General features: G+C 58.6%; 16 protein-coding genes. 4 read left to right on the top strand and 12 right to left on the bottom strand.

Annotated elements, in window-relative coordinates; all coding sequences use genetic code 11:
- The 3 genes from ACR0NF_RS15585 to ACR0NF_RS15575 all read right to left on the bottom strand — a co-directional run bounded on the left by ACR0NF_RS15585 (window position 1) and on the right by ACR0NF_RS15575 (window position 2,879).
- Window positions 1-459, bottom strand: a complete 459-nt coding sequence (locus ACR0NF_RS15585; RefSeq protein ID WP_480471807.1) for a FixH family protein — start codon at window positions 457-459, stop codon at window positions 1-3.
- A 2-nt stretch (window positions 460-461) separates the two neighbouring features.
- Window positions 462-1,889, bottom strand: a complete 1,428-nt coding sequence (gene ccoG / locus ACR0NF_RS15580) for a cytochrome c oxidase accessory protein CcoG (RefSeq protein ID WP_480471806.1) — start codon at window positions 1,887-1,889, stop codon at window positions 462-464.
- Window positions 1,890-2,000: 111 nt separating this feature from the next.
- Window positions 2,001-2,879: a LysR family transcriptional regulator gene (locus ACR0NF_RS15575; protein ID WP_480471805.1), complete on the bottom strand. Its 879-nt coding sequence runs from the start codon at window positions 2,877-2,879 to the stop codon at window positions 2,001-2,003.
- Window positions 2,880-2,979: 100 nt separating this feature from the next.
- Here ACR0NF_RS15575 and ACR0NF_RS15570 point away from each other — a divergent pair, with 100 nt between their 5' ends.
- The gene (locus ACR0NF_RS15570) at window positions 2,980-3,138 is read left to right on the top strand and encodes a hypothetical protein (protein ID WP_480471804.1); all 159 of its coding nucleotides are present in this window, start codon (window positions 2,980-2,982) and stop codon (window positions 3,136-3,138) included.
- Between the two features lie 151 nt (window positions 3,139-3,289).
- On the opposite strand, the gene ccoP is transcribed toward ACR0NF_RS15570, so the two are convergent.
- Genes ccoP through ccoN form a run of 4 tightly spaced genes read right to left on the bottom strand, consistent with a single transcriptional unit; the run spans window position 3,290 to window position 6,696 of the window.
- Window positions 3,290-4,153, bottom strand: coding sequence for a cytochrome-c oxidase, cbb3-type subunit III (ccoP, locus tag ACR0NF_RS15565; RefSeq protein WP_480471803.1), 864 nt, complete (start codon window positions 4,151-4,153; stop codon window positions 3,290-3,292).
- A complete protein-coding gene (locus ACR0NF_RS15560; RefSeq protein ID WP_480471802.1) occupies window positions 4,150-4,335 on the bottom strand; it encodes a cbb3-type cytochrome c oxidase subunit 3 in 186 nt (61 codons plus the stop codon). Before ACR0NF_RS15560 ends, ccoP begins: the two co-directional genes overlap by 4 nt.
- Window positions 4,336-4,345: 10 nt before the next feature.
- Entirely contained in the window at window positions 4,346-5,074 is a 729-nt protein-coding gene (gene ccoO / locus ACR0NF_RS15555; RefSeq protein ID WP_480471801.1) for a cytochrome-c oxidase, cbb3-type subunit II, read from the bottom strand.
- Window positions 5,075-5,088: 14 nt separating this feature from the next.
- Window positions 5,089-6,696 carry a cytochrome-c oxidase, cbb3-type subunit I gene (ccoN, locus tag ACR0NF_RS15550; protein WP_480778550.1) on the bottom strand — a complete coding sequence of 536 codons (1,608 nt, stop codon included), beginning with the start codon at window positions 6,694-6,696 and terminating at the stop codon, window positions 5,089-5,091.
- 195 nt (window positions 6,697-6,891) lie between these two features.
- Here ccoN and ACR0NF_RS15545 point away from each other — a divergent pair, with 195 nt between their 5' ends.
- Window positions 6,892-7,731 (top strand): universal stress protein, encoded by an 840-nt coding sequence (locus ACR0NF_RS15545; RefSeq protein ID WP_480778549.1) that lies wholly within the window; start codon window positions 6,892-6,894, stop codon window positions 7,729-7,731.
- A gap of 55 nt (window positions 7,732-7,786) precedes the next feature.
- On the opposite strand, the gene ACR0NF_RS15540 is transcribed toward ACR0NF_RS15545, so the two are convergent.
- Window positions 7,787-8,041, bottom strand: a complete 255-nt coding sequence (locus ACR0NF_RS15540; RefSeq protein WP_480471798.1) for a GlsB/YeaQ/YmgE family stress response membrane protein — start codon at window positions 8,039-8,041, stop codon at window positions 7,787-7,789.
- Window positions 8,042-8,086: 45 nt separating this feature from the next.
- Window positions 8,087-8,830 (bottom strand): transcriptional regulator FnrL, encoded by a 744-nt coding sequence (fnrL, locus tag ACR0NF_RS15535; RefSeq protein ID WP_480471797.1) that lies wholly within the window; start codon window positions 8,828-8,830, stop codon window positions 8,087-8,089.
- 61 nt (window positions 8,831-8,891) lie between these two features.
- On the opposite strand from fnrL, the gene hemN reads away from it, so the two are divergent.
- Both hemN and ACR0NF_RS15525 read left to right on the top strand, forming a co-directional pair.
- The gene (hemN, locus tag ACR0NF_RS15530) at window positions 8,892-10,247 is read left to right on the top strand and encodes an oxygen-independent coproporphyrinogen III oxidase (RefSeq protein ID WP_480778548.1); all 1,356 of its coding nucleotides are present in this window, start codon (window positions 8,892-8,894) and stop codon (window positions 10,245-10,247) included.
- 215 nt (window positions 10,248-10,462) lie between these two features.
- Window positions 10,463-12,388, top strand: coding sequence for an elongation factor G (locus ACR0NF_RS15525; RefSeq protein WP_480778547.1), 1,926 nt, complete (start codon window positions 10,463-10,465; stop codon window positions 12,386-12,388).
- Between the two features lie 22 nt (window positions 12,389-12,410).
- Here the strand turns inward: ACR0NF_RS15525 and ACR0NF_RS15520 are convergent, their stop codons facing one another.
- The 3 genes from ACR0NF_RS15520 to ACR0NF_RS15510 are packed head-to-tail and all read right to left on the bottom strand — an operon-like array spanning window position 12,411 to window position 16,186.
- The gene (locus ACR0NF_RS15520) at window positions 12,411-13,988 is read right to left on the bottom strand and encodes an ABC transporter ATP-binding protein (protein ID WP_480471794.1); all 1,578 of its coding nucleotides are present in this window, start codon (window positions 13,986-13,988) and stop codon (window positions 12,411-12,413) included.
- The gene (locus ACR0NF_RS15515) at window positions 13,985-15,091 is read right to left on the bottom strand and encodes an ABC transporter permease (RefSeq protein ID WP_480667878.1); all 1,107 of its coding nucleotides are present in this window, start codon (window positions 15,089-15,091) and stop codon (window positions 13,985-13,987) included. Before ACR0NF_RS15515 ends, ACR0NF_RS15520 begins: the two co-directional genes overlap by 4 nt.
- Window positions 15,092-16,186 carry a microcin C ABC transporter permease YejB gene (locus ACR0NF_RS15510; RefSeq protein ID WP_480667877.1) on the bottom strand — a complete coding sequence of 365 codons (1,095 nt, stop codon included), beginning with the start codon at window positions 16,184-16,186 and terminating at the stop codon, window positions 15,092-15,094.

Below are 16,186 nucleotides of genomic sequence, written 5' to 3'. Positions count from 1 at the left end.
TCACCCTTTCACATACAGCGGCACGCGCTGCGCGAATTCGGCACCGTCCTTGGCCTTGGCGACCAGACGGATATTCCAGTTCCCCTTGCCCAGTGCGGCGGGAGCCGCGTAGGCCAGACCATCAAAGGTGAAATCCGGCGAGAAGTCGTCTTTCACGTGGGTCGCACGACCAACAACCGCCTGCAGCTCAGCCACCTCGACGGGGGCACCCGTCTGATCGGTGATGCGCAGCACAAGCAATCCGCCGGTCACCTCGGCCTTGATCTCCCAGCCCAGCGCCTGCTGTTCTTTGAGACGTTCGTTGAACTCCTGGCTGGCGACATAGGAGTTCTTGACCTCAAGTCCCGGAAATGTCTTCACCGCACTGTAGGCCAGCACAAGATTCACCGCGATGATCACACCAAAGGCTGCAACAAACACGGCAAGCGCATGCTTTCCGGTAAATTGACGCTTTGCCATTCTCAGTTTCCTCGTCCGTTGAACGTGGTGTCTTTATAGGCCCGCTCGCCACTTCCAAGATCTTCCACCCAGATGCGGACCGAAGTGCTGTCCACAGCGGCCGGACCGGTGCCCTGAGCCGCAGTAATGTAGACCCGCGTCAATTGTGCCGTATCTGCTGCGACATTGACAGCATTCCCTTCGATGCCCTCAATTTCGACCTGCAGCGACGGATCGCCCGCCAGCGTCAGTTGGAAGGACCTCTCTTCCCCATGCTTGTTGCGCAGGCGCACGTCATAGGTGTTGCGGATCGTGCCATCCGACAAGGTGACGAAGGTCGGGTTCCGCACCGGCGCAACGGTCAGGTCGATATCCGAACGGATAAACAGCGCAAAGAGCAGGGCAAAGCCGACCAGCGACCACAAGGTCGTATAAAGGATCGTGCGGGGCCGCAGGATGTGTTTCCAGATGTTCTTGGGCGGCTGACCTTCTCGCTCGTGCACCTCATCGCTGAGTGCCATATAGTCGATCAGGCCGCGTGGTTTGCCTATCTTGGCCATCATGTCATCACAGGCATCGATACACAAAGCGCAGGTGATACACTCCAGCTGCTGCCCGTCCCGTATATCGATCCCCACAGGGCAGACATTGACGCAGGCCATGCAGTCAATGCAATCACCCAGATCAGAATCGGCAGTGCGTTTGCCCTTTCCACGCGGCTCACCCCGCCATTCGCGATATCCGACGACCAGAGTATCCTCATCCATCATCGCCGCCTGAATCCGCGGCCAGGGGCAGGCATAGATACAGATCTGCTCACGCGCGAAGCCACCGAAGAAGAAGGTAGTGGCGGTAAGGATCAGCATGGTCGTGTAAGCCACAGGATGTGCGTTGCCGGTCACCAGATCGCGGGCCAACGTCGGCGCATCCGCGAAATAGAACACCCAAGCCCCGCCCGTGGCGAGGCCGATCAGGAACCAGACCGCCCATTTCGTCAGACGCAATCGTGCCTTGCGAAAATCCAGCTTCTTCTGTCGATGCAGACGCAGACGCGCGTTGCGATCCCCCTCGATCCAGCGCTCGACCAAGATATAGAGATCGGTCCATACAGTCTGCGGGCAGGCATAGCCGCACCAGACCCGTCCCAGAGCCGAGGTGAACAGGAACAGTCCCAGCCCGGCCATGATCAGAAGGCCTGCGACGAAGTAGAACTCATGCGGCCAGATTTCGATCCAGAAGAAGTAAAAGCGCCGGTTGGCCAGATCCAGCAGCACCGCCTGATCCGGCAGGCTTGGACCCCGGTCCCATCTGATCCACGGCGTCACATAGTAGATGCCCAGCGTCACCGCCATGATGATCCACTTGAGATTGCGGAACGGGCCGGACACCCGCCTTGGGAAAATCGGCTCTCTGGCGGCATAGAGACTGGGGGTGGGGTTGGAATCGCTCACAGGCTGGCTCCACAACTGGCTTTTCTGAGTGTGTCTTGTTCCAGATCACGGGACGAGAGACTTTGACATGGGTCAAAACGCGCATCGTACAGACATCTTTTCGCGCCAATGTTACCGCGCGTTGCGTGCCTCGCGTTTCAGCCAGCTGATAAACGTCTTCACCGAAGGTCTAAGTGCTGATTTTTGCGTCAAAATATGATATCCGCGCGCATCGGGTTCGGCATAAAGCTCGACGATACGGCCCGCCTCGATATCAGTCTCGACGAATTGTCGCACGGTGACCGTGACCCCTTGTCCGGACCTCAGGCCATCCAGCAGCAGATTACCTGGGAGTTGCGTGCGCCCCGCACCGCGTTCGGGGCCAACGCCGCGTTCGGTCAGCCATGTTGTAGCTTCTGTCGTGCCGATTTCTTCCAGCCACGGCAGTTGCGCAAGCTCGGCTGGCGACCAGTCCGTTTTGCCCCCCAACAGAGTGGGTGAGGCCACGATAACCATCGGTGTTTGCAGCAACATCTCACAATCCACCCCCGGCCAACCTCCGGCACCATAGCGGATGGCGACATCGACTCCGCCTGGGCGCAATTCGACCACCTCGAAGGTTGGATCGAGGATCAGATTGACCTCCGGGTGGGTGGCGCGAAAACTTGGCAGACGCGGCATCAGCCACGATGCGGCAAAGGACGAAGTCAGCGAGACATGAACCGGCCGGTCCTGACCCGAACGGGCCAAATCGCCAACGGCCACCTCAATCGCGCCAAAGCCCAGATGCAAGGCACGCGCCAGATGCTCTCCGTCCCCGGTCAGGGTCAGTGACTTGCCGGAACGGTCGAGCAGCGCAACGCCCAAGTGCTTTTCCAGCGCACGCAACTGCTGGCTGATGGCAGCGTGGCTGACATTAAGCGCCAGACCGGCATCGACTACATTACGCTTCTCAGCAAAGGCTGCAAAGGCCCTGAGCGCAGCAAGCGGCGGAAGGTTCAGCCAGTCCATATGTAAACCACACTTACACAGAGTAATGGTTATTGAGTCGCATTTGGCGCCCCAAAGGTCAATCTTTTAGGCAGGAACTTTATCGCTTAGGAGAAACGCCATGCTGAACGTTTTTGCCCGATCTTTCATGACTGCGACACGGGTCGACACGCCCCATATTCAGGACACACCAAAACCAAGCCGCCGCAAGGCGCGTTGGTTGCCCGAACATCATTGGTGGAAGGAACATCCGCGCGCAACAGATCTGGACGATCGCTGAACCAGCCTGAATCCCGGTTCTGGACCGAGACACAACAAGGGCTTATTCTTGGAAAATTCGGCACCGGCTGTTCTGGAAACGCGCGAACAGATGGAACAGCCGGTGCCTCAGCCTTCGGGCGGGAAACCGCCCGGAGGTGTTCTTTTAGCTCTTACTGACCGCCACCCAGCTGGTGGACATAAGCCGATACAGCACGGATCTGCGCGTCAGTCAGGCGGTTTTCCCAGGATGGCATGACGCCGAACCGGCTGTTGGTGACCGTCTCGGTCAGCGCTTCTTCGCTACCACCGTAAAGCCAGATCGCATCCGTCAGGTTCGGCGCGCCCTGGAAGACATCGCCTTTGCCATCTTCGCCATGGCAAGCCGCGCAGTTATCTTCAAAGACAACCTTGCCCGCCTGCGCTGCTGCATCGTCGGTCTGAGCGTTGGTCAGCGACATGACATACTGAACCACCTGCGTGATCTCGTCATGCTCGAGGATCTCGCCAAAGGCCGGCATTTCGGAATAGCGCGCATCGTCACTTTCCTCATTCCGGATACCATAGGCGATGGTGTACTCGATATCCTCAAGCGTACCGCCCCAAAGCCAGGCATCGTCCAGCAGGTTCGGGAAACCCGGCGCACCTTGCGCACCCGAGCCGTGGCATTGCGCACACCATGTGCGGAATACGGCACCGCCCGAATTCACGGCGTATTGCTGCAGCTCTGCATCGGCCGAGATCTCCTCGAGCGGAGTTTCAACCAGCTTCGCATTCCACGGCGCATTCGCTTCTTCGAAGGCAACCATTTCCTGCTGCACCAGCTCGCGCGAAGACCAGCCCAACACACCGGCGGTTGCCGATTGAACCAGAGGCCATGCGGGATACATGATCGTATAGATCACACCCCAGAAGATGGTGGCGTAGAAGGTCCACAGCCACCAGCGCGGCATCGGGTTGTCGAACTCTTCGATACCGTCCCAGCTGTGACCGGTTGTATTCGGATCACCCGGCTGTTTTTCAGGTGTCTTGCTCATTGCCGCGCCTCCTTGGATGTGGCGGGTTTATCTTCATGCCGGAACGGAATATTGGCCGTGTCCTTGTATTCCTTGCTGGCACCGGGGCGGAAAACCCAGATCACGATGCCCAGGAAAAAGGCGAACAACAGCAGCAACATCCAGCTATCCGCAAACTGTCTGAGGATTGTGTATTCTTCCATCACACCCTCCTTAGCGGTTTGCGTCAGGCGTGAAGGTCGAGAAGTCGACCAACGTGCCCAGCATTTGCAGATAGGCAACCAGCGCGTCCGCTTCGGTCAGCTCGGGCTGGCCGTCGAAGTTGCGCACGTTGACCTTGTCGCCATAGCGTTCCAGCAGACCGTCATAGTCGCTGTCCGGATCGGCCTGAGCGCGGAAGTCGGCTTGCGCGTTCTCCAGCATCTCTTCGGTATATGGGGTGCCGACCAGAGCGTTGGCCGCCATGATGTCACCGATATACTTGCCGTCGATCTTGCGGTGTTCGAGGAAGCCATATTTGGGCATCACCGATTCAGGCACCACAGACTGCGGGTCCCGCAGGTGATCGACCTGCCACTGATCCGAGTAGCGGCCACCAACACGCGCCAGATCAGGCCCCGTGCGCTTGGAGCCCCACTGGAAGGGGTGGTCATACATCGATTCAGCCGCCAGCGAGTAGTGGCCGTAGCGTTCGACCTCGTCCCGCATCGGGCGGATCATCTGGCTGTGGCAGACATAGCAGCCTTCGCGGATGTAGATCTCACGCCCCGCCATTTCGAGAGGGGTGTAAGGGCGCATGCCCTCCACCTTCTCGATTGTGTTCTCAAGATAGAACAGCGGGGTGATCTGAACGATGCCACCGATGGTTACGACCAGGAAGCTGAAGATCAGCAGGAGGGTCGCGTTGGTCTCGAGGATCTTATGTTTGTCGAGAATTGCCATTGCTCCGGCCCTCCTTATTCAGCCGGGACCGCGACGGTCAGGCTGGCCTCTTTGGCCGGCGCTTTCCGCACGGTCATCCACAGGTTGTAGCACATGATCACTGCGCCAGCGAGGAACAGAACCCCACCCAGACCACGCACCACGTACATCGGGAACTTGGCGGCCACGGTGTCGGCGAACGAGTTCACCAGGAAGCCGTTTGCATCCACTTCGCGCCACATCAGACCTTCCATGATACCGGTGACCCACATCGACGCGGCGTAGAGCACGATGCCAATGGTGGCGAGCCAGAAGTGCCAGCTGACCATCTGCAGTGAGTACAGACGCTCGCGCTTCCACAGGACGGGAACCAGGAAGTACAGCGCACCAAAGGTGATCATGCCATTCCAGCCCAGCGCGCCCGAGTGCACGTGACCAATGGTCCAGTCAGTATAGTGGCTGAGCGAGTTCACAGCGCGGATCGACATCATCGGTCCTTCGAATGTGGACATACCGTAGAAGCCGACCGAGATGACCATCATACGGATGATCGGATCGGTGCGCAGCTTGTCCCAAGCGCCGGAAAGCGTCATCAGACCGTTGATCATACCGCCCCACGAAGGCATCCACAGGATGATCGAGAACACCATACCCAGCGTCGACGCCCAATCAGGCAGCGCGGTATAGTGCAGGTGGTGCGGACCCGCCCAGATATACAGGAAGATCAGCGCCCAGAAGTGGATGATCGACAGCTTGTACGAGAATACCGGACGCTCGGCCTGCTTCGGGATGAAGTAGTACATCATGCCCAGGAAGCCCGCGGTCAGGAAGAAGCCCACGGCGTTGTGACCGTACCACCACTGGATCATAGCGTCCTGAACGCCCGACCAGACGATAACCGATTTCGAGCCCCAGATGCTGACGGGGATGGTCATGTTGTTGACCAGGTGCAGCATGGCGACGGTGACGATGAACGCGAGGTAGAACCAGTTGGCCACATAGATATGGGGCTCTTTCCGCTTGATGATCGTGCCCAGATAGACCGCCAGATAAGCGACCCAGACAACGGTCAGCCACAGGTCTACGTACCATTCAGGCTCGGCATATTCTTTCGACTGGGTTCCGCCCAGCAGATAGCCGGTTGCGGCCAGAACGATGAACAGCTGATAGCCCCAGAACACGAACCACGCCAGATTACCGCCCCAGAGACGCGCGGCGCTGGTGCGCTGTACGACATAGAACGAAGTTGCAATCAGCGCGTTGCCGCCAAAGGCGAAGATCACCGCCGAAGTATGCAACGGACGCAACCGGCCGAAGTTGGCGTAGCCCTGCGCCCATTCGAAGTTCAGCGCCGGAAAGGCCAACTGGAACGCAATGAAGGTTCCCGCCAGAAACCCGACCACACCCCAAAAGGCGGTCGCGATCACGCCATAGCGGATCACGTCATCCATGTATTCGCCCGAGCGGTCTAAGAGAATATCTGGCTCGTCCGTTTTTCTAAGCGTCCAGATGAACAAACCACCGGCGATCAACATCACCAGAATCGCATGCACCTGATACGCCAAATCGCGTGCATAGTTGGACCCAATCGCGGCGAACACCACGACCAGCCCAAGCACGATCAGCTTGATGTAATTTGACATATTGCGTCCCTTTGCCATGCCCCGCGCGATTCTTCATGCCGCGCGAAACCTTTTTGACTGCATGCTGTAATGCAGCGAGGCCACGTTTTCCGCTTTGATCTGTGTCAAGACAAGCCCCTGTTTAATGTGACAGGTTTTCCTCAAGAAACCGATGCGCGGACCGCACAATGGTCGCGCCGAAATCACGAGGGCGACATGGCATATAAATCCCTATTGACGGTCATGACGGAAACCAAGCTGTCACAATCTGCATTGGCGCAGATGGTCGCACTGGCTGAGGCACAGGACGCCCACGCCGAGGCGCTGTGTCTTGGAGTCGACCGCAGTCAGACGGGTTATTACTACGCAGGTGCCAACGCACTGATTTTGCAGGAAACCTTGAGCCGCGCCAATGCCGAGGCCGATGAAATACTCGCCTATGCTCAGGACTATCTAGGCAAGTCCGGCATCCGCTGGTCTACCGAGAATGGCGTTGCGCAGATCGCCGATATCGGACGCCATGTTGCGCGACGTGCGCGTTTCTCGGATCTGGTGATTTTGCCACGACCCTACGGCAAAGACCGGGACGCCGAAGCCGAACCGATTGTCGAGGCTGCCATGTTCGAAGGCCACGCCCCGGTTCTGCTGGTGCCGGACGATTCAAAACCACTTGCTTCGCCGGGAACCGTTATGATCGGCTGGAATGAGAGCATCGAGGCAATGCGGGCTATCCGCTGCGCCCTGCCCTTCCTGAAACAGGCCGAGTTGACACGCATCGTCGTCATTGATCCGCCCCGGCATGGGCCCGACCGGTCCGACCCCGGCGGACTGCTGTCGCAGATGCTGGCACGGCACGGGGTGAGATGTGAGATCGATGTGCTGAGCAAGACCATGACTCGCGTCTCGGACATCCTCAACCGCCACGCAGCGGACACCGAGGCGGACATGATCGTGATGGGCGCCTATGGGCATTCCCGTTTCCGCGAGGCAATTCTGGGCGGAGCAACCCGCAATATGCTCGAGCAATCCAACGTGCCGGTCTTCCTGGCCCATTGATCCGCTTGCGAAACAAGATGCAAAGCCGCCCCTGATCCGGGCGGCTTTGAGCGTTTTACGCTTTTCGGATCAACCCTATGAGGAACAGCAGGATCACCGCCCCCACAGTCGCAAAGAAGATCGAAGAGAACAGGCCGCCACCAACCCCAAAGCCTAGCGCGGGAAAGATCGTTCCTGCCAGAAATGCACCGACAACCCCGACGATAATATTCCCGATCAGACCAAAGCCACGACCTTCCATGATCTTGCCGGATAGCCACCCGGCAATCGCGCCGATGAACAACATCGCCAACAGGCTACTGAATACCATGGCTCACTCCTGACATTGTGAGGGTCGCGCCGACAGGGTCAGGCGTCAGACCAGAAAACCGCCATCCGTATCGTCGCCCGCCTCTTCCATAAGGCGCCCCATATCGGGGATGGTGACGTGGCGCTTGCCTTCCAGCAAGATCACCTGATCCTTTTTCAATGCAGACATCTGGCGGCTCACCGTTTCCAGCGTCAGACCCAGATAGTCCGCCATCGCCTCACGAGTCAGCGGCAGATCGAACACGATCGGCCCCGTCATGCCGGACTTGTGGATCGACGCATCCCGGCGGGCAATGATCGAAAGCAGGCTGGCGATCTTCTCTCGCGCGGTCTTGCGCCCCAGTACCAGCATCCACTCGCGCGCCGCATCCAGTTCGTCCAGCGTCATCTCAAGCAAGCGCTGCGCGATGTGCGGCGTGGTCGTCATCATTTCTTCGAATGGCTTCTTGCGGAAGCAGCACATGACCAGATCGGTGGTTGCAATCACATCATATGGCGCAGATTCGCGCCCCGGGCGGCCAACAAAATCGCTGGGCAATAGCAGCCCGACCATCTGCGTGCGACCGTCTTCCATCGTTTGCGTCAACGAAGCGATTCCGGAAACGACCGACCCCACGAAATTCATCGGGTCGCCGGACCAGATTACATTCTGTCCAGCCTCAAAGCTGCGATAATATTTAATGCTTTCAAGCTCTTCGAGCTCATCAGCTTCGCAATGGGCGCATACTGCGCGATGCCTGATCGGGCAATCCTCGCAGCTTCCGTGTTCAAACATGGCTTTTACGTTCATTCGCGCGTCCACTTGATCTCGGTCAAAGTATGCAAGCCCTCCCCGTTATACCCGTAGCGTCATGACAATCAAAGCTCAATTGGCACGGCTTGGACTTTTTGACGCGAAGGTACCGCGTTATACAAGCTATCCAACCGCCCCCCATTTCAATAATGACGTGGGGTCCGACCTATACAGTGAATGGATTTCCGGGATCGCTCCGGGAAGCTCCATTTCGCTATATGTCCACGTCCCCTTCTGCCGCAGGCTGTGCTGGTTTTGCGCCTGCCGCACGCAAGGCACCCAAACTGATAATCCGGTCATTGCCTATGTGGATGTGTTGAAGGCCGAGCTTGATCTGCTGGCGGCACGTCTACCCGAAGGTGTAAAACTGTCGCGCCTGCATTGGGGGGGCGGTACGCCGACCCTGCTGAACCCCGACCTGATGCGTGACCTAGCGGCGCGTATTCTCGACGTGGTTCCTTTGGGCCCGGACGCCGAGTTCTCGGTCGAGATCGATCCAAACGAGATTGATGAGGCGCGTCTGGACGCACTGGCCGAGGCGGGCATGAACCGCGCTTCGATTGGGGTGCAGGATTTCGACGACGAAATCCAGAAAACCATCGGGCGCATTCAGGGCTATGACGTGACCCGCAATGCCGTCGACATGATCCGCGCGCGCGGCATCACCAGCCTGAACGCCGATATCCTCTATGGCCTGCCGCACCAGACCAAAGCACGGATGACAGAAAGCGTGCAGAAGCTGTTGTCGTTGTCACCTGACCGTGTTGCGCTCTACGGGTATGCGCATGTTCCGTGGATGGCCAAGCGGCAACAGATGATCCCTTCTGACGCGCTGCCAACACCCGAACAACGGCTGGAATTGTTCGAAACCGCCCGTCGCCTGTTCCTGTGGGACAATTATGCAGAGATCGGCATCGACCATTTCGCCACGCAGGATGATGGCCTGACAAAGGCGCTGAACGCCGGTCGGCTGAAGCGCAACTTCCAAGGCTATACCGATGATCAGGCCGAGGTTCTGGTTGGCGTCGGTGCAAGCTCAATCTCGCGCTTCCCGCAAGGTTACGCCCAGAATGCCTCAGCCACGTCGGCCCATACCAAAGCCATTCGTGATGGTCAGTTTTCGACTGCGCGCGGACATCTTTTCAAGGGGCAGGATGTGCTGCGCTCTCGTCTGATCGAAGCCTTGATGTGCGATTTCCAGATCGACACCGCCGAGATCCTGCGCAACCACGATATCTCGGCCAGTGAGCTGCATCAGATGTACCAATCGGCCAACGCGGCCTTTGAAAACCTGTTGCAGATCACCGACAAGGGCCTGTTCATCCCAGAGGAGGCACGCGCGTTGACTCGCATGATCGCGCGGAATTTTGACGCCTATGACCTGAGCAAGGCGGGTCATAGCTCGGCGATTTGACCCTTTTGGACCGGTCAGCCGACTGATCGGTTCCTTTCGAAGCTGCATGAGGGGCTTGACGCCCGCCTCTGGTTTTCTCCACACTTAAGGGGTGGAGAGCCACTCCTCTCCGCCGCCTGAGGCAGGCCGAGTATCAGACAGACCCGTACCGACGCATACGCGTCGGGCAACTCTTTTCGTGCAGCCAAGTTGCAACTGAAAGAGGGACAGCACCCATGCGCGTTTTCACCGTCCTCGGCCCCAGCCAATCGGGCAAAACCACCTTGGTCGAAGCGATCAGCCGCCTCGACGGGCGGCCCACAACATTCGATATCGCCGGAACCGTGCATCTGCACGGTTTTTCTTATTTGGACGAACCCTGGTGCGCGGTGGACGTGGACGGAGGCGGCGATGCGCTGGCCTATGTCGGCCCCGCAATGGCCATCTCGGACGCGGCCGTGGTCGTCGTGCCGCCTGATCCGGATGCCGCCGTCCTGTGTGCCCCGTATCTCAGGCTGGTGGAAGAAGCGGGTATCCCCTGTTTCCTGTTCATCAACCGCATGGACAGCCCCAATGGCCGCATCCGTGACATCGTTGCAGCGCTACAGACCTATTGCACTCATCACATCGCTCTGCGGCAGGTTCCGATCCGCGACGGGGACACCATCATCGGTGCCGTCGATCTGATCTCGGAACGCGCGTGGAAGTATCAGGAAGGCCAGCCCTCGGCCCTGATCGAGTTGCCGCAATCGGTAGAAGACCGCGAACAGGAAGCGCGCACCGAACTGCTGGAGACCCTATCGGATTTCGACGACAACCTTCTGGAGCAGCTGATCGAGGACAAACAGCCGCCCAGCGAAGAGGTCTACGAACTGGCCGCGCAGGTTTTGCAGAATCACCAACTGATCCCCGCCTGTCTGGGCGCGGCCAGCCATGGCAATGGCCTGACCCGGCTGATGAAGGCATTGCGTCACGAGGCCCCGGAATTCAACATCGCGGCGGACCGGGATGAGGCTGAAGAGAACGCCCGTGCCATCGCAGGCTTTGCGGATGTGAAAAAGCATATCGGCAAGATCACCGTGTTGCGCGGTCTGGGTGACGGGGTGAAAGCACACGAATCTCTGGGTGGCGAAACCGTCGGAAACCTAACCACCTTGGACGCCAAGACCCAGATCAGTGCTCTTGAGGCCGGGCAGATCGGATTGGCCGTGAAATCCGACCATCTCAATCCCGGTTTTATCTATGACAGCGCGGCGGCGACGGAGCTGCCGGAATGGGCTTCATCGCATCCTGCCGCGCACCGTCAGGTCGTCTCGCCCGCGCATGAGCGTGATGATGTACGTCTGTCGAACGCGCTGACCCGGTTGGTTGAGATCGACCCGGGGCTGCATCTGGAACAGGACGAGTTGAGCGGTCATTCCATTCTGGGCTCGCAAGGTCCGCAGCATATGCGGCGCGTGAGCGCCAAGCTGGCTGAAGATTTCGGTATCGAGATCGAGGCAGAGGCCGCCGGAACTGCCTATCGCGAAACCATCCGCACGAAGGTCGATCATCGCCATCGCCATCGCAAGCAATCCGGTGGTGCGGGGCAATTTGCCGATGTCGTTATATCCATCGCACCGCTGCCACGCGGATCTGGGTTCCAGTTCGAAGAAGTGGTTAAAGGCGGAGCGGTACCGCGGAATTACATTCCCTCGGTGGAGCATGGGGCCAAGGATGCTCTGGTCGAAGGCCCCGAGGGGTTCCCTGTCGTGGACGTCAAGGTGACGCTGAGTGACGGAAAACACCATAACGTGGACAGCTCTGACTATGCCTTCCGCACGGCGGGCAAGAACGCCGTACGTGAAGCATTGCCGGAAGCAAAACCGGTTGTCCTGCAACCGATCCTGAACGCCGAGATCCATCTACCGTCGGCCTTCGTCGGCGATCTGGTCCCGACGATCAGTTCGCTGCAAGGTCAGGTGCTGGGCTTCGAGGGCAATCCGAACGCGTCGGGCTGGGAAATCTTCAACGCCCAACTTCCGGCTGTTGCCGAGGATGAGCTGCACCGCACCCTCGCCAGCGCCACCCGTGGTACCGGCTGGGTGAAACTGCAATTCGATCACTATGAAGAGCTGCGCGGCCCCGTTCCCGCGTCAGCCAAGAACAAGGAAATCGCCTGAGGTCAAAGGTGCGGGCTGCTCGTCAGCCCGCCGCCGCAATCAGTTCGCGGGTGTAGTCGGTTTGGGCATGTTCGAACAAATCCTCGGCAGCGCCCATTTCGACCACATCGCCGTTGCGCATGACGATGACGTTGTGAGACATCGCGCGCACGACCTTCAGGTCATGGCTGATGAACAGATAGGCCAGCCCGTATTTCCTTTGCAGGTCCCGCAACAGATCAACAATCTGCACCTGCACGGTCATGTCTAGCGCGCTGGTTGGTTCGTCCAGCACCAGCAGCTTGGGCCTCAATACCATGGCGCGGGCAATGGCGATCCGCTGGCGTTGCCCACCCGAAAACTCATGCGGGTAACGGTCCATCGCGGCTGGGTCCAGCCCAACCTCGGTCATCACTTCGGCCACCAATTCGCGCGGGGCACGATGGGGATCGACCTTATGTATGGCCAACCCTTCGGCGATGATCTGCATACAGGTCATACGGGGGCTGAGGCTGCCGAACGGATCCTGAAATACGATCTGCATGTCTTTGCGCAACCGCCTGAGTTCACGCGTTGACCAGCGACGCACATTCTGGTCGCGGAAAGTGATCCCGCCCTCGGACGCGATCAAACGCATGATGGCCAGCGCCAGCGTTGTCTTGCCCGATCCACTTTCGCCTACGATCCCCAATGTTTCTCCTGCGCGCACGCTAAGCGTCGCATCATTGACAGCTTTCACATAGCCCACGGTCCGTTTGAGAAACCCGCGCTGAATCGGGAACCAGACTTTCAGGTGATCAGTGCGGGCCACCTCTTCGGCATCCGGGGCCACCGGGTCGGGGTGCCCGGACGGCTCGGCCGCCAGAAGCTTACGAGTATAGGGGTGTTGCGGGTTGTCGAAAATCTCCGTTGTCACGCCGGTTTCGACAATCTCGCCATCCTTCATCACACAGACCCGGTTGGCGATGCGGCGCACAATGCCAAGGTCATGAGTGATGAACAACATCCCCATGTTCTCTGACTTTTGCAGTTCGGCCAGCAATTCGAGAATCTGCGCCTGAATCGTCACGTCCAGCGCGGTCGTCGGTTCATCCGCGATCAGAATGTCCGGCTTGTTGGCCAAGGCCATCGCGATCATCACGCGCTGACGCTGTCCACCGGACAATTGATGCGGATAACTGTCCAACCGCTCTTCGGGGTCGCGGATGCCAACTTTGTTCAAAAGTTCCACAATCCGCGTGCGCGCCGCATCGCCCGTAACGCCCTGATGCAGCGCCAGAGATTCCGCCATCTGCTTCTGGATCGTATGCAGCGGGTTGAGCGAGGTCATCGGTTCTTGAAATATAAAACTAATGTCATTGCCGCGCACGTCCATCAATCTGTCTTCGGACGCACCGATCATCTCTTGCCCGTCATAGGTGACTGAGCCTTCGACTATTGCGCTATCGCCCAACAACGACACAGTGCTGAGCGCGGTCACGGATTTGCCCGAACCGGATTCGCCCACCAGCGCCACGGTTTCTCCTCGGTCGACCGTAAAGGACACGCCCTTGACCGCCGCCGAAACCTGCCCGTCCTGCCGGAACGAGACCTTGAGGTTGTTCACATCCAAAAGGCTCATGAGAAGGTCTTTCTGGGATCAAACGCATCGCGCACGCCTTCAAAAATGAAGACCAGCAGCGACAGCATGATGGCAAAGGTGAAGAAGGCGGTGAAGGCCAGCCACGGAGCCTGCAGGTTCTGTTTCGCCTGCAAGGTCAGTTCCCCAAGCGACGGGGCCGAGGACGGCAAACCGAAGCCGAGGAAGTCCAGCGAGGCCAGCCCACCAATGGTTCCGGTCACGATGAACGGCATGAAGGTCAGCGTGGCGACCATCGCGTTGGGCAGCATGTGGCGGAACATGATCGTCATGTTGCCAACCCCCAGCGCGCGCGCGGCGCGGACATATTCAAGGTTGCGTGCCCGCAGGAATTCAGCGCGCACGACGCCCACCAATCCGGTCCAACTGAACAGGATCATCAAGATCACCAACAGCCAGAAACTTCGACCCAGAATGGCGAACATGATGATGATAACGTAGAGCGAAGGGGTGGAGGACCAGATCTCGATGATGCGTTGGAAGATCAGATCCAGCCAGCCGCCGAAAAAGCCCTGGATGGCCCCTGCAAAGATGCCGATCAGACTGGCGGCCCCGGTGACGATCAGCGTGAACAGGATCGACAGGCGGAAGCCATAGATAACACGCGCCAGCACGTCGCGCTTGGTGTCATCGGTGCCCAGCAGGTTCTGACTGTTGGGCGGCAAGGGTGCCGCTCCGGGGCGATCCACACTGGTGTTGAAGGAATAAGGGATCAACGGCCATATGGCCCAGCCGCGTTCGAACCCATCGGCTTCAAACGTACCCGCCTTGATCTCGTCGATAATGCCTTCGGGATCGTCGAAACACTGCTCCAGCCCGCCACTATCGATCAGGCACATGACCTCGGGGTCGCGATAGATCGCCTCGGTCTGGAAATCGCCTCCGAATTCCGTTTCGGCGTAGAAGTTGAAAACGGGCGTGTAGAATTCACCGCGATACTTCACAAGGATCGGTTTGTCGTTGGCGATGAACTCGGCAAATAGCGACAGGCCGAACAGGACCGAGAAGATGATCAGCGACCAGAACGCCCGTCCATTGCGTCGGAAATTGCGCCAGCGGCGCTGGTTAAGGGGGGAAAGCGCCATTTACCCCTCCCGCTTTTCGAAATCGATGCGAGGGTCGACCAGCACATACATCAGATCGCTGATGATGCCGACAACCAGCCCCATCAGGCCAAAGATGAAAAGCGTGCCGAAGATCACCGGATAATCGCGCGCCACTGCGGCCTCAAACCCCAGTCGGCCCAGACCATCCAGCGAGAAGATCGTCTCGATGATGATCGAACCGCCAAAAAACACACCGATGAAGACGGCCGGGAAACCGGCAATCACAATCAGCATCGCGTTGCGGAAAACATGGCCGTAGAGGACCTTGCGCTCGCTCAGGCCCTTGGCGCGGGCGGTCATGACGTATTGCTTCTTGATCTCATCCAGAAATGAGTTCTTGGTCAGCAACGTTAGCGTCGCAAAAGCCGAGATGGTCAGCGCGATAATCGGCAGCGCGATATGCCAGAAATAGTCAGTGATCTTGCCGAACAGGCTGAGGCTGTCCCAATTGTCCGAAGTCAGCCCCCGCAGCGGGAAGATCTGCCAATACGAGCCCCCCGCGAAGAGCACCAGCAGAAGGATGGCAAACAGGAACCCGGGGATGGCATAGGCCACAATGATGGCTCCGCTGGTCCAGGTGTCGAAACTCGACCCGTCCTTGATTGCCTTGCGAATACCCAGCGGGATCGAGACCAGATAGGCGATCAACGTTGACCAAAGTCCCAGCGAGATCGACACGGGCATCTTTTCCAGCACCAGATCGATCACACTGATCGAGCGGAAATAGCTCTCGCCAAAATCCAGCGTCAGGTAATTGCCCATCATGCCCAGAAAACGTTCGAGTGGCGGTTTGTCGAAGCCGAACTCTTTCTCAAGCTCTGCAATGAATTCGGGCGGCAGACCGCGGGCACCGACGTATTTGTCGTCAAAGACACCGCCTGCGGGCTCGGCCCCTGCCCCGGCGTCGCCGCCGCCTGCAAAGCCGGCAAAGACATCACCCTGACCTTCGATCTGTGCGATGATCTGTTCGATCGGTCCGCCGGGGACGAACTGCACCAGCGTGAAGTTGACGATCATGATGCCCAGAAGGGTCGGTATGACCAGCAACAGACGTCTTAGAATATAGGCGCCCAT

It is taken from the genome of Ruegeria sp. CF4, assembly GCF_056537345.1.
The sequence above is the reverse complement of the archived record's forward strand: the minus strand, read 5'-3'. Positions and strand labels throughout refer to the sequence as shown.